This is a genomic window from Trichococcus flocculiformis, from assembly GCF_963662535.1.
Classification (GTDB): Bacteria; Bacillota; Bacilli; order Lactobacillales; family Aerococcaceae; genus Trichococcus; species Trichococcus flocculiformis.
The window spans coordinates 1,767,899-1,784,934 of the sequence record NZ_OY759718.1; the positions used below are offsets into that span (position 1 = coordinate 1,767,899).

A 17,036-nucleotide genomic window follows, 5' to 3' on the forward strand; every position below is an offset into this window, starting at 1 on the left:
CCAATCTGAGTCGGCGTCTTGTCATAAAGGCTTTAGATTGGTATAATTTTTAAGTGAACGAATGGACGTCAGAGAAAGTGAGCAACGACAATGAACTTAGAAGAGATGAAGCAACGACAAAAAAAGATAAGAAATTTTTCCATCATTGCCCATATAGACCATGGGAAATCCACATTGGCGGATAGAATTCTCCAAATGACTGATACAGTCGCCGATCGTGATATGCAAGCACAATTATTGGATTCCATGGACCTCGAAAGAGAACGAGGCATTACCATAAAACTAAACGCCGTCGAATTGACTTATAGGGCCAAAGACGGAGAAGATTATATCTTCCATCTGATCGACACACCGGGACACGTCGACTTTACGTATGAAGTATCCCGCAGTTTGGCAGCCTGCGAAGGGGCCATTCTGGTAGTGGATGCTGCGCAAGGAGTCGAGGCACAAACCCTCGCCAACGTATATCTGGCTTTGGACAACAACCTGGAAATCGTGCCTGTCATCAACAAGATTGATTTGCCTGCCGCAGACCCTGAACGCGTCAGGGCTGAGGTGGAGGATGTCATCGGCATCGATGCCAGCGATGCGGTTTTAGCGAGTGCTAAAATCGGCTTGGGCATTCCTGAGCTGTTGGAACAGATTGTCACAAAAGTTCCGGCTCCGGAAGGCGACTTGGAAGCACCTTTGCAGGCTTTGGTTTTTGACTCGGTCTATGACCCATATCGGGGTGTTGTACTGAATATCCGGATCAAAAATGGCGTGGTCCGTCCAGGCGACATGATCAGATTCATGGCTAACGGCAAAGAGTATGAAGTCATCGAAGTAGGGATTTTCTCACCGAAACCGATCAAACGCGACTATTTGATGGTCGGTGATGTGGGCTATTTGACTGCCGGCATCAAAACGATCCAAGACACCCAGGTCGGGGATACGATCACGTTGGCGAACAATCCTGCCAGTGAAGCCTTGGCCGGTTACCGCAAAATGAACCCGATGGTATACTGCGGTATCTACCCAGTTGATGCATCGGACTTCAATGACTTGCGTGAAGCTTTGGAAAAACTGCAGCTGAACGATGCATCCTTGCAGTTCGAAGCGGAATCTTCGCAAGCACTCGGCTTCGGTTTCCGTACCGGATTTTTGGGCATGCTGCACATGGACGTCATCCAAGAACGGATCGAACGCGAATTCGGTTTGGACATCATCACGACGGCTCCATCTGTTATTTATCGCGTCAACAAAACCGATGGCGAATTTTTGGAGATCGATAACCCTTCAGAAATGCCCGATGCGACTACAATCGAAAGTGTTGAAGAGCCATATGTGAAAGCAAGCATGATGGTGCCTAACGACTATGTCGGCGCCGTCATGGATATCGCTCAGAAAAAACGCGGCACTTTCGTCACGATGGATTATTTGGATGATTTCCGTGTCAACGTCGTCTATGAAATGCCCCTGGCGGAGATCATATTTGATTTCTTCGATCGCTTGAAATCCAGCACGAAGGGTTATGCTTCCCTTGACTATGAACTGATCGGTTACCGTCCAAGTAAATTGGTCAAGATGGATATCCTCTTGAACGGTGAAGCAGTCGATGCCTTAAGCCTGATTGTGCATCGCGATTTCGCTTATGCACGCGGGAAAATAATCACCGAAAAACTGCGCGGATTGATTCCACGCCAACAGTTCGAAGTTCCGATCCAAGCGACAATCGGCAACAAGATTTTGGCTCGAACTACCATCAAAGCTTTGCGCAAAAACGTACTGGCTAAATGCTACGGTGGGGATATTTCCCGTAAGCGTAAATTGCTCGATAAACAAAAAGAAGGCAAGAAGCGCATGAAGCAAGTCGGATCCGTCGAGGTCCCTCAAGAAGCCTTCATGGCCGTCCTGAAGATGGAAGAGGACTAACCAAAAGGCAGTCTGTAGATTCTTTAGAATACATACAATATTAGAACGCATCTGGATCATGATATTATCCAGATGCGTTCTTTTTTTAATTGAGAATAGATACGGCTAATTGAGAATGGCTTCACTGTGTTCTCGGATTTATTTTAAGGGGCAGAAGTGTAAAATCTACTTTTGGTAAGTTTCCGATGACTATATCTGGAAATGTGAGATAATAATTAAGTCAGGAAATCCTAGTTATAAAAGGATTTTTAGTTACGGAATTCCTTTTTTTCAAAAATTATCAAATAAATACAGTTCTCAGGTGTTAATACTTGACCCTTAATGATGGATTCTATATAGTTATTGATAGGTACTATTCTAAAATAATTATTCTAATTGGAGGAATCAGAATGTCATTAATCGGAAAAGAAATAGTGGAATTTAAAGCGCATGCTTATCACAAAGGTGAATTTATTGAAGTTTCATCGGAAGACCTAAAAGGAAAATGGAGCATCGTCTGTTTTTACCCTGCGGACTTCACTTTCGTTTGCCCGACTGAATTGGAAGATCTGCAAGACCAATATTCAACCTTGCAAGGCTTGGGAGTAGAGGTTTATTCCGTATCAACCGACACACACTTCACGCATAAAGCATGGCACGATCATTCACCAGCTATCGGAAAAATCGAATACACCATGATCGGAGATCCATCGCATGCGATTTCGATCGGATTTGATGTGTTGGATGAAGAAGGCTTAGCACAACGCGGAACGTTCATCATCGATCCGGACGGCATCGTGCAGGCAGTGGAAATCAACGCTGACGGCATCGGCCGTGACGCAAGCGGATTGATCGACAAAATCCGTGCAGGCCAATATGTCCGCACCCATCCAGGCGAAGTTTGCCCTGCGAAATGGAAAGAAGGCGCGGAAACATTGAAACCTAGCTTGGACTTGGTAGGTAAAATTTAAGGAGGATTCCCATGGCATTAGATACAGAAATCAAAGGGCAACTCGGCCAATATCTAGAACTGTTGGAATCGGATGTGGTTTTCAAAGCCAGTCTGGGTGAGGATGAAAATTCCGGGAAAGTCAGCGAGTTTTTGCAGGAAATTGCTGGAATGTCCGAGAAAATCACTTTCGAAACTGCAACTTTGACCCGTACGCCCAGTTTTACGATAACACGTCCGGAAACGGAAAGCGGCATCACGTTCGCCGGCCTTCCACTTGGACATGAATTCACTTCGTTCATTTTGGCTTTGCTGCAGGTAGGCGGAAGAGCCCCGAAAGTGGATGACAGCATCATCAAGCGAATTAAAGCGATCGACAAAGAGCTTCATTTTGAGACTTATGTCAGCTTGACTTGCCATAACTGTCCGGATGTTGTCCAAGCACTGAACATCATGTCCGTGCTGAACCCGAAAATCTCCCACGTTATGATCGAGGGCGGCATGTTCAAGGATGAAATCGAAGCGAAAAAAATCATGGCTGTACCGACTGTTTTCCTTAACGGGGAAGAGTTTGCCAGCGGACGCATGACAATCGAGCAATTGATCGATCAAGCCGCCGGTCCGACAAGTGCGGATGAGTTTTCCGACAAGGATATCTTCGACGTCCTTGTGGTAGGTGGAGGTCCTGCAGGCAACAGCGCGGCCATCTATGCTGCCCGTAAAGGCATCAACACCGGCATGGTCGTCGAGACCTACGGCGGACAAGTCATGGACACAGTCGGCATCGAAAATATGATCGGAACGCCTTACACGGAAGGACCGAAGCTGATGGCGCAAGTGGAAGCACATGTGAATCAGTACAAGGTCGACATCATGAAAGGCCAACGCGCGAAAAGTATCCGCAAAAATGACCTGATCGAAGTTGAGCTGGAAAACGGCGCAGTGCTCAAAGCCAAGACGGCTATTCTCACAGTCGGAGCGCATTGGCGCAATGTCAACGTTCCCGGTGAGGAAGAGTTCCGCACGAAAGGCGTCACCAACTGTCCGCATTGCGATGGTCCGTTGTTTGAAGGAAAAGACGTTGCTGTCATCGGCGGCGGCAATTCCGGCATAGAAGCGGCGATCGATTTGGCCGGTTTGGCGAAACACGTATACGTGCTCGAGTTCTTGCCGGAATTGAAGGCTGATCAAGTATTGCAGGACCGTGTCCATGCTTTGAAGAACGTCACAGTCCTAACGAATGTGGCCACGAAAGCGATCACCGGGACCGATCAAGTGGAAGCAATCTCCTACGCGGACCGCGCTACGAATGAGGAGCACACCATCGCACTTGAAGGTGTCTTCGTTCAGATTGGCTTGGTTCCGAACACGGCCTGGTTGAAGGATTCCGGCGTTGCGTTGAATGAACGCGGCGAAGTCATCGTCGACAACCATGGTTCAACCAATCTGGAAGGCGTATTCGCTGCCGGAGATTGCACAAATAGTGCGTACAAACAAATCATCATCTCGATGGGCGCCGGAGCGACTGCCGCTTTGGGCGCATTCGATTACCTGATTCGCCAATAAGCTCAAATCCAGAAAGGGATTTCACCTTGAATTCCTTTCTGGATTTTTTGATTTGCCGAAAATGTAAGCAGTTTTATCAACCGAACGCCCATAAAACACGTTCTTTCTCTTGGTCTATGTGCTAAAATGTATGTAAACATGAAGAATTTGGAGTGATGGTTTTGAAGACGGATATCGAGATAGCTCAAGCAAATGAGATGCTTCCGATCAAAGAAGTAGCGGCAACCCTTTCCCTGACAGAAGATGATCTGAAACTGTACGGCAAATACAAGGCAAAAGTGGACATCAAGAAAATCAATTCCTTGAGTGAAGAGGCAGACGGCAAGTTGATCCTTGTCACTGCCATCAACCCTACCCCGGCTGGCGAAGGTAAATCAACCGTAACGGTCGGCCTAGGCGATGCGCTGACACGCATCGGCAAGAAAGCGATGATCGCGATGCGTGAACCTTCACTAGGGCCGACAATGGGCGTCAAGGGCGGAGCGGCAGGCGGCGGTTATGCGCAAGTGCAACCGATGCAGGATATCAACCTGCATTTCACCGGCGACATGCATGCCATCACAGCGACAAACAATACGTTATCAGCTTTAATCGATAACCATATCCAACAAGGCAATGCCTTGAACATCGATCAACGCCGGATCACCTGGAAACGCGTATTGGACATCAACGACCGGGCATTGCGCAACATCGTCATCGGATTGGGCGGACCGATCCAAGGCGTTCCCCGCCAAGACGGCTTCGATATCACTGTAGCGAGCGAAATCATGGCAATCCTATGCTTATCGACTTCGCTGACGGATTTGAAGAACCGGATCGGGAACATTGTCATCGGTTATACGTTTGATCGGGCACCCGTCACTGTCAGAGACTTGAAAGTGGAAGGTGCATTGACCTTGCTGATGAAGGATGCTTTGGAGCCGAATCTGGTCCAAACGTTGTATCATACGCCAGCATTTGTGCATGGCGGACCGTTCGCCAATATCGCGCACGGCTGCAACAGCGTATTGGCAACCAAAACAGCCTTGAAATTGGCTGACTACGTCATTACGGAAGCCGGTTTCGGAGCCGACTTGGGTGCTGAGAAGTTCATGGACATCAAAGTACCGCAACTAGGCAAGAGCCCGGATGCAGTCGTTATCGTAGCGACCGTGCGCTCTTTGAAGATGCACGGCGGCGTATTGGTGAAGGACCTCAATAGCGGTGAAAATGTCGAAGCGGTCAAAGCCGGCTTCGCAAATCTGCAGAAGCACATTGAAAACATGCAGCAGTACGGTGTGCCTGTCGTCGTGGCGCTCAATGAATTCACGAACGACACTGCGGCGGAAATTGAAGCAGTCGTCAGTCTGTGTGCGGCTCAGGAAGTCGAATGCATCCAGACAGCAGTTTGGGCAAAAGGCGCTGAAGGCGGAGAAGCGTTGGCGAACGCTGTCGTCAAAGCAATCGATGAAAACACAAAAGCTTTCGTTCCCCTTTATGTGGCGGAATACAGCGGCATCGAAGAAAAAATCGAAACGATCGTCACCAAAATTTATGGCGGCAAAAGTGTCATCTATTCCAAAGAAGCCAAAAACCAACTGCGCCAGTACAAAAAGAATGGCTGGGACCGTTTGCCGGTATGTATGGCAAAAACACAGTATTCCTTGTCAGATGATCAGCAAGCAATCGGCCGTCCGGAAAACTTCGACATCACCATTCGTTCCTTTGTTCCGAAGATCGGAGCCGGGTTCGTCGTTGCGTTAACGGGGGATATCCTGACCATGCCGGGTCTGCCGAAAGAACCGGCTGCTTTGCGCATGGACGTCACCGAAGATGGTGTCGTTACAGGCTTGTTCTAATTTCATAGAAACTTCAGAAAAGAGAGGGTTTATCCCTCTCTTTTCTTCTGCGTAGAGTGTCCTGATATGTTACAATGTCAAGAGACTATCAAGATCCCTGAACATAAAACGACATGGATTGAAAACAAAGGATGAATGCCACATATGAAAGACTTTAACGCCATCGAGTTAGAAAAATCCTACGGGATGAAGAAACTCTTCAATAAAATATCCTTCACGATCCGCGAAGGTGAACATATCGGTCTGATCGGCCAGAACGGAACCGGCAAAAGTTCCTTGCTGGAGATCATCGCGGGAATCGAAACCCCGGATGCCGGCAGCCTGGAAGTGCCCAGTGATTATCGTGTCGGTTACTTGGCGCAGGAGCCTCAACTGAACAAAGAATCGACTGTTTTTGAAGCGGTCTATGAAGGGGAAGCGCCCATCATCAAGACGGTCCGCGCCTACGAGGAAGCTTTGGAATTGTTGGAGAAAGACAGTCTGAATCCGGATTATCAGAACCGATACAGTAAAGCTGAAGCTGACATGAATGCGCAAGACGCTTGGCAGACAGAGGTTCAGATCAAATCAATCCTGAACAGGTTGGGTTTGGACGACATCACGAAAAAAGTAGGCGAGCTATCCGGTGGGCAACGCAAACGCGTCGGCTTGGCGCAGGTGCTGATCCAAGCGCCGGATCTATTGTTGCTGGATGAACCGACCAACCATCTTGACATGGACTCGATTACGTGGCTGGAAAACTATCTTGCCCAGTACAAAGGCTCCGTCCTGTTGGTGACCCATGATCGCTACTTCCTGGAGAATGCCGTCACGAAAATCATCGAACTGAAAAACGGCGGCTTGGAAGTCTACACAGGAAACTACGAAGACTATTTATTCCAAAAGAGTGAACGTGAAGCCATCCAACAAAAAATGGATGAGAAGCAGCTGAAACTCTACAAAAGCGAACTGCAATGGATGCGCAAGGGTGCCAAAGCGAGAACGACAAAGCAGCAGGCACGGATCCACCGATTTGAGGATTTGGAAAAGGTCACGCAACAAAGCACGACCGATGCCAAACTCGAAATCCAATTGGATGGTTCCCGGTTGGGCAAACGCGTCTTCAATTTGGAGCATATCTCGCTGTTTGCGGGAGAAAAACAGATCCTCAACGATTTTTCCTATATATTCCAGTCGAACGATCGCATCGGTATCGTCGGCAAGAACGGGGCAGGCAAGACAACCTTGCTGAATATGTTGGCAGGTGAAATAGCGATTGCAGGCGGGAATCTGATCATCGGAGAGACTGTCAAAATAGCCTATTACAAACAGCTTTCCGAAGTGCTTCCTGACGATAAGCGCGTCATCAATTACCTGCAGGAAATCGCGGAAGAGGTGAAATTAAGCGACGGCATTGTCGTCAGCGTCACGGAAATGCTGGAGACCTTCCTCTTCCCGCGCGAAACCCACGGCAGCCTAATCAGTTCGTTATCAGGAGGGGAAAAGCGTCGACTTTACTTGTTGAAGCTGCTGATGACGAAACCGAATGTGCTGTTGATGGATGAGCCGACGAACGACTTGGACATCGATACGTTGACGGTGTTGGAGGATTACTTGAACAGCTTCGGCGGAGCCGTCATCACCGTTTCGCATGATCGCTATTTCCTGGATAAAGTGGCCGATAAGCTGTTGATTCTGAACGATGAGGGCAAACCAGGCGTATTCTTTGGCGATATGAGTGAATATTTGCTGGTTTCGAGACAAAAAGAGAGCGAGGCCGCTAAACAGGAAATCAAAAAAGCGGCAGCGCCTGTCCTTACTCAGGATGCGGTCAAAGAAAAGACCAAATGGACCTACATGGAGCAGAAGGAATGGGAGACGATCGAGGACGACATTGCCGAACTTGAGGAAAAAGGTCAGACATTGCAGAGCGCGATGGCTGAAAATGCTTCTGACTTCGAAAAGCTGACCCAATTGCAGCAGGAATTGGACGACGCAGAAGCAGCGCTTGCCGAAAAATGGGAACGTTGGGAATATCTCAGCCAGTTCGCCAAAGATTAATGTATATAGGAGAACAAAGATGACAAAACAATATTTGGATTTAGCAAGAACCGTCCTGGAAACAGGCGCAACAAAACACGACCGTACTGGTACCGGCACGAAAAGCATCTTCGGATATCAGATGCGTTTCGACTTGGCTGAAGGCTTTCCGATCCTGACGACCAAGAAAGTCGCTTTCGGACTCATCAAGAGCGAACTACTGTGGTTCCTAAAAGGTGACACGAACATCAAATACTTGTTGGAAAACAACAACCACATCTGGGATGAGTGGGCATTTGAGCGCTACGTGAAATCAGCAGACTACACAGGGCCGAATATGGCTGACTTCGGCCACCGGGTCCTGAAAGAAGAAGGCTTCAAAGCAATCTATGATGCCGAAATGGCCAAATTCCGCGAAGCGATTTTGACGGATGAAGCCTTTGCAGCAAAACATGGTGAATTGGGCAACATTTATGGGTCCCAATGGCGCCGCTGGAAAACGACGCAAGGGGAATTCATCGATCAGATCAGCGATGTCATCGAAATGATCAAAAAGAATCCGGATTCCAGAAGGCTGATGGTTTCCGCCTGGAATCCGGAAGACGTCCCTTCGATGGCCTTGCCGCCTTGCCACACCCTGTTCCAATTCTATGTCACGGATGGGAAGCTCAGCTGCCAACTGTACCAGCGGAGCGCGGATATATTTTTGGGCGTGCCATTCAACATAGCCAGCTACGCTTTATTGACGCATCTGATCGCAAACGAAACGGGGCTTGAAGTCGGGGAATTCATCCATACGTTCGGGGATGCCCATCTATATCTGAATCATATCGAACAGATCGAGTTGCAGCTTTCCAGAGAACCGTTTGCTTTGCCGAAACTGGTGCTGAAGCATCCGGAGAAATCCATTTTTGAAATGGAAAAAGAGGATATCGACCTGGAGGGCTACAAGAGCCACCCGGGAATCAAAGCACCGATCGCTGTATAAATTTTTCATATCGAGGAAAAGGAGGCTGCCGCCATCAGGTTCCATAAAGGTGCCTGATCGGTCCGGGCGCTGGCTCGGTTGCGCGGCAAAACATAAGATGATCGCATTATTATGGGCTGAAGACGACAATGGAATCATAGGGAAAGGCGGCACATTGCCTTGGCACCTGCCGAATGATCTGAAGTACTTCAAGGAAAAAACATTGAACCACAAAATCGTGATGGGCAGAAAAACGTTCGAGGGAATGGGATCACGCCCGTTGCCGAAAAGGGAAAGCATCATCCTGACGAGGCAAACCGAGTACAGCCATGCAGGCGTTACTGTCCTGCATGACGTCAAAGAAGTATTGGCGTTGGATAATGAAGAGGACACGCTTTTCATCATCGGCGGCAGTGAAATTTTTGAACTATTTCTGCCGTTTGCGGATATCCTGTATCAGACCGTCATTCATGCCGACTTTGACGGGGATACTTATTTCCCTGCAGTCGACTGGAACGAGTGGGGACTTGAGTCATCAACCTTAGGCGTTGTAGATGACAAAAACTGCTTCGAACATGAATTCAAGGTCTTCAAACGGGTGAACTAGGCTGAAAAGGGCTGACTCAATGATTGAGTCAGCCCAATTTTTGCTTTGCATGATGTTATTGATTTTCTGTTTTTAAACATACAAGAAGATGCCGAAAAACATAAAAGCGGCGCCTGCCATAACAAAGAGGTGCCAAATGACATGCATAAAGCCGTATTTTTTGTTCGAGTAAAAAATAGTCCCCAAACTGTAACTCAAACCACCTAAAGCGATCAGCACAATGCCGTTCAGACCGAGTGTCTGGTACATCGGTTGAATGATGAACAGCGCCATCCATCCCATACCCAAGTACAAGAGGGTGGAAATACCGTTGAATTTTCCGACGAAAAAGATCTTCAGGATAATGCCGATGATTGCGATTGCCCAAACGGCAATGAACAAAGCCCTGCTTTGACCGTTACGTACCGCAATCAAACAAAACGGCGTATACGTCCCTGCAATCAACAAATATATGGCTGCGTGATCGATGTAGCGGAATATCTTTTGGAAGCGGGTCATACTGAAACTGTGATAGAGCGTCGATGACAGAAAAAGTAAAATCATCGAAGCGCCGTAAATGGCATAAGCTACGACTTCTGTAACGTTTCCTGATTGGGACCCCTTCAAAATGAGTAAGACGCATCCTACGATGCTAAGCAAGGTCCCGATTCCATGCGTTACGGCATTCAACACTTCGTTTACGATGATTTTGCGTCTGCCTTCTGTTTGCGGAAAAGTAGTCACATTCATTCCTCCTTGTTGCCTGACAGCAATTTTTTTTGGCCAAAGAAAAAAACAGTCTCCAACAACGTCCTTCTGAATGCATTATAGCACATTAAATGGTAAGCTTTAGAAAATAATAGTATCCCTTCCGCAAAAAAAGATTGGGACTTTCAGAAAGATATTTTTAAAGGAGCGAGTTCAATGGGAATCAATCAACAAAGAAGTGTGAGGAATAGTCCGAATCCATGGAAAATTGGATTCATAACCTTGTCGCTCATACTGGTGCTGGCAGCAATTTGGATTTTCTCGAAAATTGCGATGGTTCAGCCTAGCCAAACAGCGACTGATGCTCTAACCACGACGCAATCAGCGGATCAGCTCTCGATAGGGTTGTCCTTGAGCAATAACGAATTGGCGGTCATCGCCAATGAATATCTGAAATCCGAGCAGAGCTTGGATGGCTACTCGTTGGAGATGACGGATGCGGTGACTTTAAAAGGAGAGACTGTACTTTTGGGGCTTTCGATCCCGTTCGCTCTAACAGGAGAGCCGCATGCGACAACGGACGGTAATCTGCAGCTGAAGGTGACCGATATTTCCCTAGGCGGGCTGTCTTTGCCCGAAAAGGAAGCCTTGACTCTTTTGGCTCAATTTTTAGAATTGCCTGCATTCGTCAGCTTGGATGCGGATTCGGAAACCGTACTGATGAATTTGGCCAACATCAAACTTCCGAAAGAGAGTGCCATCCGCTTGCTTTCGATCGATAAAGAGACGAAAGAATATTCGTTTGAAGTAAGCATATCAGCAGAAAATTTGTTAAAATAGAAAGAGGCCTAATTTATGAGACAATCTTTTTACCTTTTCATCCTGACGTATCGAGACCCATACAAAAAGGACAAAAAAACAGCATTTGCGAACCGGCTTTCCGAGGATATCGGCTTTCCGAAGCAAATGACCGATTATCACGAACTTGCCGATTACCTGGAGTTGAGCGGAGAGTACACAGAGTTCATGTCCGTATTTGATGAGTTGTTCGAAGTATACATCGAGAGAAACCAAAATTAGATAAAGAAAGAAGGAAATGAAATGAGTACACACATTGCAGCAAAACCTGGTCAAATCGCGGAAACTGTTTTATTGCCGGGCGACCCATTGAGAGCGAAGTATATTGCCGAGACCTATTTGGAGAATGTCGAACAGTACAATTCTGTCCGGAACATGTTCGGATATACGGGGACATACAAAGGTAAACGTGTCTCTGTCCAAGGCACAGGGATGGGCTTGCCTTCCATCATGATTTACGCAAACGAATTGATCACTGAGTACAATGTACAGAATTTAATCCGGGTCGGTTCCGCAGGGGCAATCCAAAAAGATATCCATGTGCGTGATATCGTCATTGCCCAAGGAGCGACCACCGATTCCAGCGTCGTCAGCAATACGTTCAATGGCCAAGTCAATTTTGCGCCAATCTGTAGCTTTGAATTGATGCACAATGCCTACCTGGTTGCGAAGGAAAGAAATCTATCCGTCCACGTCGGCAATGTCCTGTCTTCGGACCGCTTCTACAATGAAGAGTTGGATAAACAAAAGTTGGCTGACTATGGCGTTCTGGCCGTGGAAATGGAAGCTGCCGGTCTCTACTTGCTGGCCGCCAAATATAACCGGAAAGCTTTAGCTTTATTGACCATCAGCGACCATATCCTGACAGGGGAAGAGACGACTGCCGAAGAGCGTGAAACTACGTTCGATGACATGATGCTCGTTGCTTTAGAATCTATCCTATAATCTTAAAGAGGTGTACTTTGAATGGGCAACAACGGTCATAAACTAAAAAAACGTGGAGTAAAGCTCTCCTTCTACTTCCTGTCCTTACTTATCGTCGCAATTGCGGCTATTGGCGGGACGTATGCGTGGATCGGCAGGAGCGTTACTCTCCCATCGACAGGAGAGATTATCCAAGGCACAAACAGTTCGACATTGGATATAGCTGCATCCGAACGCATCGGAGCTGTCTATCAGACACTGCTCAATAATTATGTCGAAGGTGTCGATAAAGAGGCGTTGATTGAGGGTGCCTTGAGCGGCATGGTGGAAGCAGTCGGCGATCCCTACAGTCAATACTTGAACACAGAAGAGAGCGAGAACTTGGATGAGACGATTTCCGCCTCATTCGAAGGAATTGGAGCTGAAATCATGTCCTTGAATCAGCAGATTGTCATCGTTTCGCCGATCAAGGGCTCTCCAGCTGAAAAAGCAGGACTGTTGCCGAATGACATCATTCTCAGTGCGGATGGCGAATCATTGCAGGGCTTAACGGCAAGCGAAGCAGTCGCGCTGATCAGAGGCGAAAAAGGAAGTGAAGTGGTCCTGGAAATCGTTCGCGGTGACCAGACATTCAAAGTGAATATCACCAGAGACACGATTCCGATCGAAACGGTGACTTTTGAACTGGATGAAGAATATCCGGAAATCGGCATCGTCCACGTTTCCAGTTTCTCGACGCCGACCTATGACGATATCGTCAGCGCTGTAACGGATCTGCGTACACAAGGCGCCACATCCTTTGTGTTTGATTTCAGGCAGAATCCAGGCGGTTTGTTGGATCAAGCTCTGAAGATCAGCAATATGTTCCTTGACGACGGCGACGTCATCATGCAGACGCAAGAAAAAGATGCCGAGCCGAATAAGATTGTGGCCAGCGAAAGCGAGTTCGGAGATTTCAAGATAACCGAACCAAGCGTACTGCTTGTTGATGAGGGAAGTGCCAGTGCATCGGAAATCGTCGCGGGAGCTCTGCAGGAATCATCCGAAATTCCGTTGGTCGGGACAACGACCTTCGGCAAAGGGACAGTTCAAACTGTTTATCCTTTGACGGAGAGCAGCGAATTGAAATTGACGGTCGCCAAGTGGCTGACGCCAAACGGAAACTGGATCCACGAAAAAGGCATTTCGGTCGACTACGAAGTCGCGCTTCCGGAGTACGCCACTTTAACGATCATCGATTCTACGGCAACCTATGAAGAAGGAACTGTCTCGGAAGAGGTCAAGAATGTGGAAGCGATGCTGAACGCCATCGGATACGCGGTCGAAGCAGACGGTTACTACGATGAAGCTACTGTCGAACAGGTAGCCTCATTCCAAGCTGCAAATGAGCTGGATGCAACCGGAATCGTAACGGGCGACACCGCGTTGGCTATTGTTGAAAAATTGCGCGAAGTTCTTACGGAGAACGATACACAGTACGATAAAGCTGTGGAAATATTGATGGGGAACGAATAGTCCGAAAGGTTTGGCTGCTTTTTCGAAGGGCCAAACCTTTTTGTAATGTCCGGAATTGCTTGGAAGTATCGCCTTTGGATTTGTTGCGATTCTTTTTGTGCGTAAAATATGCTAAACTATGAGTATTGTTTTCGTAAACTATAACCAAAAAGGTTGATACCGATGAAAGTAGATAAAAAGATGCAGGATGGGATTTGGGATTGGGTGAAGGCGATCATCTTAGCCTTGTTGCTGGTGCTCATCATCCGTTTTTATGTTTTCATTCCGTTGAAAGTTGAAGGCGACTCAATGAGTCCAACGCTAGCACAGGGAAACTATCTCTTATATGAGACATTTTCGGACATTGATCGCTTTGATATCATCATCTTCAGCAGTGAAGATGGGCAAACGCTCATCAAGAGAGTCATCGGGTTACCGGGTGATTCCATTTCATACAGTGAGGATCAGCTGTATCTGAATGGAGAGGTCATCGAAGAGCCTTTTCTTGGGACGGAGCAGCAACAGGGAATGGATGTTTTCACTTCTGATTTTGATTTGTTGTCCTTGACAGGAGTTGAGATAGTCCCGGAGAGTAGTTATTTTGTGCTTGGGGACAATCGAGTGCGTAGCCGGGACAGCCGGATATTCGGTTTTGTGCCACAGGCTGATATAGCCGGAAAAGCTGCAATGGTGTATTTTCCGTTTGAGGATTTTGGCTTTATTGAAAATTAAGAACCGACTGGGTTTATAAGAAAGGGTGATTCGATGTCATTTGGAAATAAAAATCATGATTATCAAGACTCTGGTTTTGTTTCAAGGAACGAAAGATTCGGAGTCGAACAAAAGAAAGATATTCAACCGGAAAAACGAGGTGGCTTTTTTCGGGAAGCGCTGAGCCTGCTTCTTTCGGTGGCGATTGCCTTTGTGCTGTTTGTTGTTATCCGGACTTATCTGTTTTATCCGTTCCAGGTTGTCGGTGATTCGATGGTACCCACTTTGGAGACGGGAGATCGGCTGATCCTGAACAAATTGGCCGAAGTTGATCGTTTTGATATCGTCGTGTTTCCTGCTCCTGACGGGACGGATGAAGAATATGTGAAACGCGTCATCGGGCTTCCTGGTGACGAAATCACTTATTTCCAGGATGAACTGTATATCAACGGCGAAAAAGTAACGGAACATTATCTGGAGGCTTTAAAAGAAGGATCAAATCAGACATTGACCGGTGATTTCACCCTCTTTAGCCTGACGGGGGAAATGGCAGTCCCTGAAGACATGTATTTTGTTCTTGGGGACAACCGCGTTGTTTCGAAAGATAGTCGTGTCTTCGGATTTATCCCCGCAGCGCAAATCGAAGGGACAGCTGATTTAAGACTGTGGCCTTTAAACAAAATAGGGATCATTGCTGATAATGGGGCAGAAGAATAAAGAGACAACCGCACACAAGTGTATTTGCACTTGTGTTTTGTCTTGAAATGGAAGCGAAGGATTTACTTAGAAAAGGAAGTGTCAATATGTTAATACAATGGTTTCCAGGCCACATGGCAAAAGCGAAACGTGAAGCGTTAGAAAAATTAAAAATGGTCGATTTGGTGATTGAGTTGCTGGATGCGCGCCTTCCGGAATCGAGTCGGAACCCATTGATCGACGATATCATCGGAAACAAACCAAGATTGATTGTGCTCAATAAGGCTGACCTTGCGGATAAGACAGCCACAAAAGAATGGGTGGAATACTTCAAACAGGATAACAAAGCGCAGCGAGCCGTTTCGATTTCGACGCTTAACAATAAAGATGTAGAGAACATCAAAAGAGAACTGAAAGCGATGATGGCGCATAAAACGCAGGCGATGATCGCTAAAGGCGTCAAACCTCGCGCCATCCGTTTGATGATCCTTGGCATCCCTAACGTCGGGAAGTCAACTTTGATCAATAAATTGATGCAGAAGAATCGAGCCCAGACCGGAAACCGACCTGGTGTGACAAAAGGGCAACAATGGCTGAAAATCGGCGGTGATTTCGAGTTGTTGGACACTCCGGGGATACTGTGGCCTAAATTCGAGGATCAGCTGATCGGTCAAAAACTTGCCCTAACCGGAGCAATCAAGGATACCGTTTTCCACAAGGATGATGTCGCTTTATTCGCGTTGCGTCATTTTATGCAGTATTATCCAGGCAGATTGCAGGCATTCTATAAGGTGGAAGAAAAAGAATTCGAAGGAGCGGTTCCGGACCTGTTGATGGAATTGACCACGAAACTGCGCTTTGGCGAGGATTACAGCCGTGCCAGCGAGAGAATCATTTTTGATATCCGCGGCGGCAAACTTGGGCCTTATACTTTGGATCAGGTTCCCGTTAAACTGGCGGAGGCTGGAGAGGACTTAGCAGAATGAACAAACCATTGAGCATCGCTGCCATCAAGGAGCAGTTGCAGGAAATCCGATCGTTGGAAGATCCACGATGGACAACGATCCGAGCCGACTCCCGCAAAGGCGTCCAAGCCGCGATCAAATCGTGGGAGCGGAATTATCAACTCGACCTCACCTTGAAAGAACGGCAAATCCAGATGATGGCCTTCGAAGAGGAACTGAAGGCAAATGGCCGGCTTGCCATCGCAGGTATCGATGAAGTCGGCAGAGGCCCGTTAGCCGGCCCGGTGGTCGCTGCCGCCGTCATTCTGCCGGCAGAGCTCCCTTTCCTTCCGGTCAACGATTCGAAACAACTCTCTGCAAAAAAAAGGGAGCAACTATACGATCAGATCATGGCCATTGCCGATGTCGGGATCGGATTGATTTCCCCGGAAACGATTGATGCCGTGAATATTTATGAAGCCACGAAACTGGCGATGATGCAGGCGATCGCCAATCTGAAACAAGAACCGGACAGCCTGCTGATCGATGCCATGAAGCTTCCTTTGCCGATCGAGCAGCAATCGATCATTAAAGGTGATGCCAAATCGGTCTCCATCGCTGCGGCGAGCATTGTCGCGAAAGTATACCGTGATCGCCTGATGTCCGAATATGCGGTTCAATATCCTTACTATGGTTTTGAGAAGAACGCCGGCTATGGCACCCAACTGCATTTATCCGGTTTGGAATCGCATGGTATTACCCCTATCCACCGGAAGACGTTTGATCCTATCAAAAGCATGCTGAGAGATCAGTAAACATTCTGTACTCCAAATGCAAACAATTGAATAAAGCTTAATGCAACTCCTTGCGTATTATCTTATCA

Annotated in this window: 16 protein-coding genes; 15 read left to right on the forward strand and 1 reads right to left on the reverse strand. The window is 47.4% G+C overall.

The genetic code is table 11. The features are described from left to right. Nucleotides 1–90 precede the first annotated feature (90 nt). The 7 genes from lepA to ACKPCD_RS08500 all read left to right on the forward strand — a co-directional run bounded on the left by lepA (nucleotide 91) and on the right by ACKPCD_RS08500 (nucleotide 9,839). Entirely contained in the window at nucleotides 91–1,914 is a 1,824-nt protein-coding gene (gene lepA, locus ACKPCD_RS08470; protein WP_068560699.1) for a translation elongation factor 4, read from the forward strand. Between the two features lie 389 nt (nucleotides 1,915–2,303). Continuing rightward, the gene (ahpC, locus tag ACKPCD_RS08475; RefSeq protein ID WP_068560700.1) at nucleotides 2,304–2,864 is read left to right on the forward strand and encodes an alkyl hydroperoxide reductase subunit C; all 561 of its coding nucleotides are present in this window, start codon (nucleotides 2,304–2,306) and stop codon (nucleotides 2,862–2,864) included. An 11-nt stretch (nucleotides 2,865–2,875) separates the two neighbouring features. Beyond that, on the forward strand, nucleotides 2,876–4,408 hold the full coding sequence (ahpF, locus tag ACKPCD_RS08480; protein ID WP_068560703.1) for an alkyl hydroperoxide reductase subunit F: 1,533 nt from the start codon (nucleotides 2,876–2,878) through the stop codon (nucleotides 4,406–4,408). A 161-nt stretch (nucleotides 4,409–4,569) separates the two neighbouring features. Then, complete coding sequence (locus tag ACKPCD_RS08485) at nucleotides 4,570–6,246, forward strand: formate--tetrahydrofolate ligase (RefSeq protein WP_321432940.1); 1,677 nt, start codon at nucleotides 4,570–4,572, stop codon at nucleotides 6,244–6,246. 144 nt (nucleotides 6,247–6,390) lie between these two features. Next, nucleotides 6,391–8,286, forward strand: a complete 1,896-nt coding sequence (locus ACKPCD_RS08490; RefSeq protein ID WP_321432941.1) for an ABC-F family ATP-binding cassette domain-containing protein — start codon at nucleotides 6,391–6,393, stop codon at nucleotides 8,284–8,286. A 19-nt stretch (nucleotides 8,287–8,305) separates the two neighbouring features. Continuing rightward, the gene (locus tag ACKPCD_RS08495) at nucleotides 8,306–9,253 is read left to right on the forward strand and encodes a thymidylate synthase (RefSeq protein ID WP_321432942.1); all 948 of its coding nucleotides are present in this window, start codon (nucleotides 8,306–8,308) and stop codon (nucleotides 9,251–9,253) included. 97 nt (nucleotides 9,254–9,350) lie between these two features. Then, entirely contained in the window at nucleotides 9,351–9,839 is a 489-nt protein-coding gene (locus tag ACKPCD_RS08500; RefSeq protein ID WP_086988667.1) for a dihydrofolate reductase, read from the forward strand. A 72-nt stretch (nucleotides 9,840–9,911) separates the two neighbouring features. On the opposite strand, the gene trhA is transcribed toward ACKPCD_RS08500, so the two are convergent. Next, entirely contained in the window at nucleotides 9,912–10,562 is a 651-nt protein-coding gene (gene trhA / locus ACKPCD_RS08505; protein WP_232309294.1) for a PAQR family membrane homeostasis protein TrhA, read from the reverse strand. A gap of 180 nt (nucleotides 10,563–10,742) precedes the next feature. Between trhA and ACKPCD_RS08510 the strand changes: the two genes are divergently transcribed. The 8 genes from ACKPCD_RS08510 (at nucleotide 10,743) to ACKPCD_RS08545 (ending at nucleotide 16,968) form a co-directional block, all read left to right on the forward strand. Next, nucleotides 10,743–11,366: a YpmS family protein gene (locus ACKPCD_RS08510; protein WP_321432943.1), complete on the forward strand. Its 624-nt coding sequence runs from the start codon at nucleotides 10,743–10,745 to the stop codon at nucleotides 11,364–11,366. 15 nt (nucleotides 11,367–11,381) lie between these two features. Further along, nucleotides 11,382–11,606 carry a YozE family protein gene (locus ACKPCD_RS08515; protein ID WP_321432944.1) on the forward strand — a complete coding sequence of 75 codons (225 nt, stop codon included), beginning with the start codon at nucleotides 11,382–11,384 and terminating at the stop codon, nucleotides 11,604–11,606. A 21-nt stretch (nucleotides 11,607–11,627) separates the two neighbouring features. Beyond that, complete coding sequence (gene deoD, locus ACKPCD_RS08520) at nucleotides 11,628–12,329, forward strand: purine-nucleoside phosphorylase (protein ID WP_086989097.1); 702 nt, start codon at nucleotides 11,628–11,630, stop codon at nucleotides 12,327–12,329. 21 nt (nucleotides 12,330–12,350) lie between these two features. Beyond that, nucleotides 12,351–13,823 (forward strand): S41 family peptidase, encoded by a 1,473-nt coding sequence (locus tag ACKPCD_RS08525; protein ID WP_321432945.1) that lies wholly within the window; start codon nucleotides 12,351–12,353, stop codon nucleotides 13,821–13,823. Between the two features lie 162 nt (nucleotides 13,824–13,985). Further along, entirely contained in the window at nucleotides 13,986–14,534 is a 549-nt protein-coding gene (gene lepB, locus ACKPCD_RS08530) for a signal peptidase I (RefSeq protein ID WP_321432946.1), read from the forward strand. A gap of 33 nt (nucleotides 14,535–14,567) precedes the next feature. Next, nucleotides 14,568–15,230 (forward strand): signal peptidase I, encoded by a 663-nt coding sequence (gene lepB, locus ACKPCD_RS08535; RefSeq protein ID WP_288924822.1) that lies wholly within the window; start codon nucleotides 14,568–14,570, stop codon nucleotides 15,228–15,230. 86 nt (nucleotides 15,231–15,316) lie between these two features. After that, nucleotides 15,317–16,195 carry a ribosome biogenesis GTPase YlqF gene (gene ylqF / locus ACKPCD_RS08540; protein ID WP_321432947.1) on the forward strand — a complete coding sequence of 293 codons (879 nt, stop codon included), beginning with the start codon at nucleotides 15,317–15,319 and terminating at the stop codon, nucleotides 16,193–16,195. Continuing rightward, on the forward strand, nucleotides 16,192–16,968 hold the full coding sequence (locus tag ACKPCD_RS08545) for a ribonuclease HII (protein WP_321432948.1): 777 nt from the start codon (nucleotides 16,192–16,194) through the stop codon (nucleotides 16,966–16,968). The genes ylqF and ACKPCD_RS08545 overlap by 4 nt, the downstream gene beginning before the upstream one ends. Nucleotides 16,969–17,036: the final 68 nt, after the last annotated feature.

Coding starts and splice junctions, on each gene's coding strand:
- lepA (WP_068560699.1), top strand. CDS start 91: ATGAACTTAGAAGAGATGAAGCAACGACAAAAAAAGATAAGAAATTTT.
- ahpC (WP_068560700.1), top strand. CDS start 2,304: ATGTCATTAATCGGAAAAGAAATAGTGGAATTTAAAGCGCATGCTTAT.
- ahpF (WP_068560703.1), top strand. CDS start 2,876: ATGGCATTAGATACAGAAATCAAAGGGCAACTCGGCCAATATCTAGAA.
- ACKPCD_RS08490 (WP_321432941.1), top strand. CDS start 6,391: ATGAAAGACTTTAACGCCATCGAGTTAGAAAAATCCTACGGGATGAAG.
- ACKPCD_RS08495 (WP_321432942.1), top strand. CDS start 8,306: ATGACAAAACAATATTTGGATTTAGCAAGAACCGTCCTGGAAACAGGC.
- ACKPCD_RS08500 (WP_086988667.1), top strand. CDS start 9,351: ATGATCGCATTATTATGGGCTGAAGACGACAATGGAATCATAGGGAAA.
- ACKPCD_RS08510 (WP_321432943.1), top strand. CDS start 10,743: ATGGGAATCAATCAACAAAGAAGTGTGAGGAATAGTCCGAATCCATGG.
- ACKPCD_RS08515 (WP_321432944.1), top strand. CDS start 11,382: ATGAGACAATCTTTTTACCTTTTCATCCTGACGTATCGAGACCCATAC.
- deoD (WP_086989097.1), top strand. CDS start 11,628: ATGAGTACACACATTGCAGCAAAACCTGGTCAAATCGCGGAAACTGTT.
- ACKPCD_RS08525 (WP_321432945.1), top strand. CDS start 12,351: ATGGGCAACAACGGTCATAAACTAAAAAAACGTGGAGTAAAGCTCTCC.
- lepB (WP_321432946.1), top strand. CDS start 13,986: ATGAAAGTAGATAAAAAGATGCAGGATGGGATTTGGGATTGGGTGAAG.
- lepB (WP_288924822.1), top strand. CDS start 14,568: ATGTCATTTGGAAATAAAAATCATGATTATCAAGACTCTGGTTTTGTT.
- ylqF (WP_321432947.1), top strand. CDS start 15,317: ATGTTAATACAATGGTTTCCAGGCCACATGGCAAAAGCGAAACGTGAA.
- ACKPCD_RS08545 (WP_321432948.1), top strand. CDS start 16,192: ATGAACAAACCATTGAGCATCGCTGCCATCAAGGAGCAGTTGCAGGAA.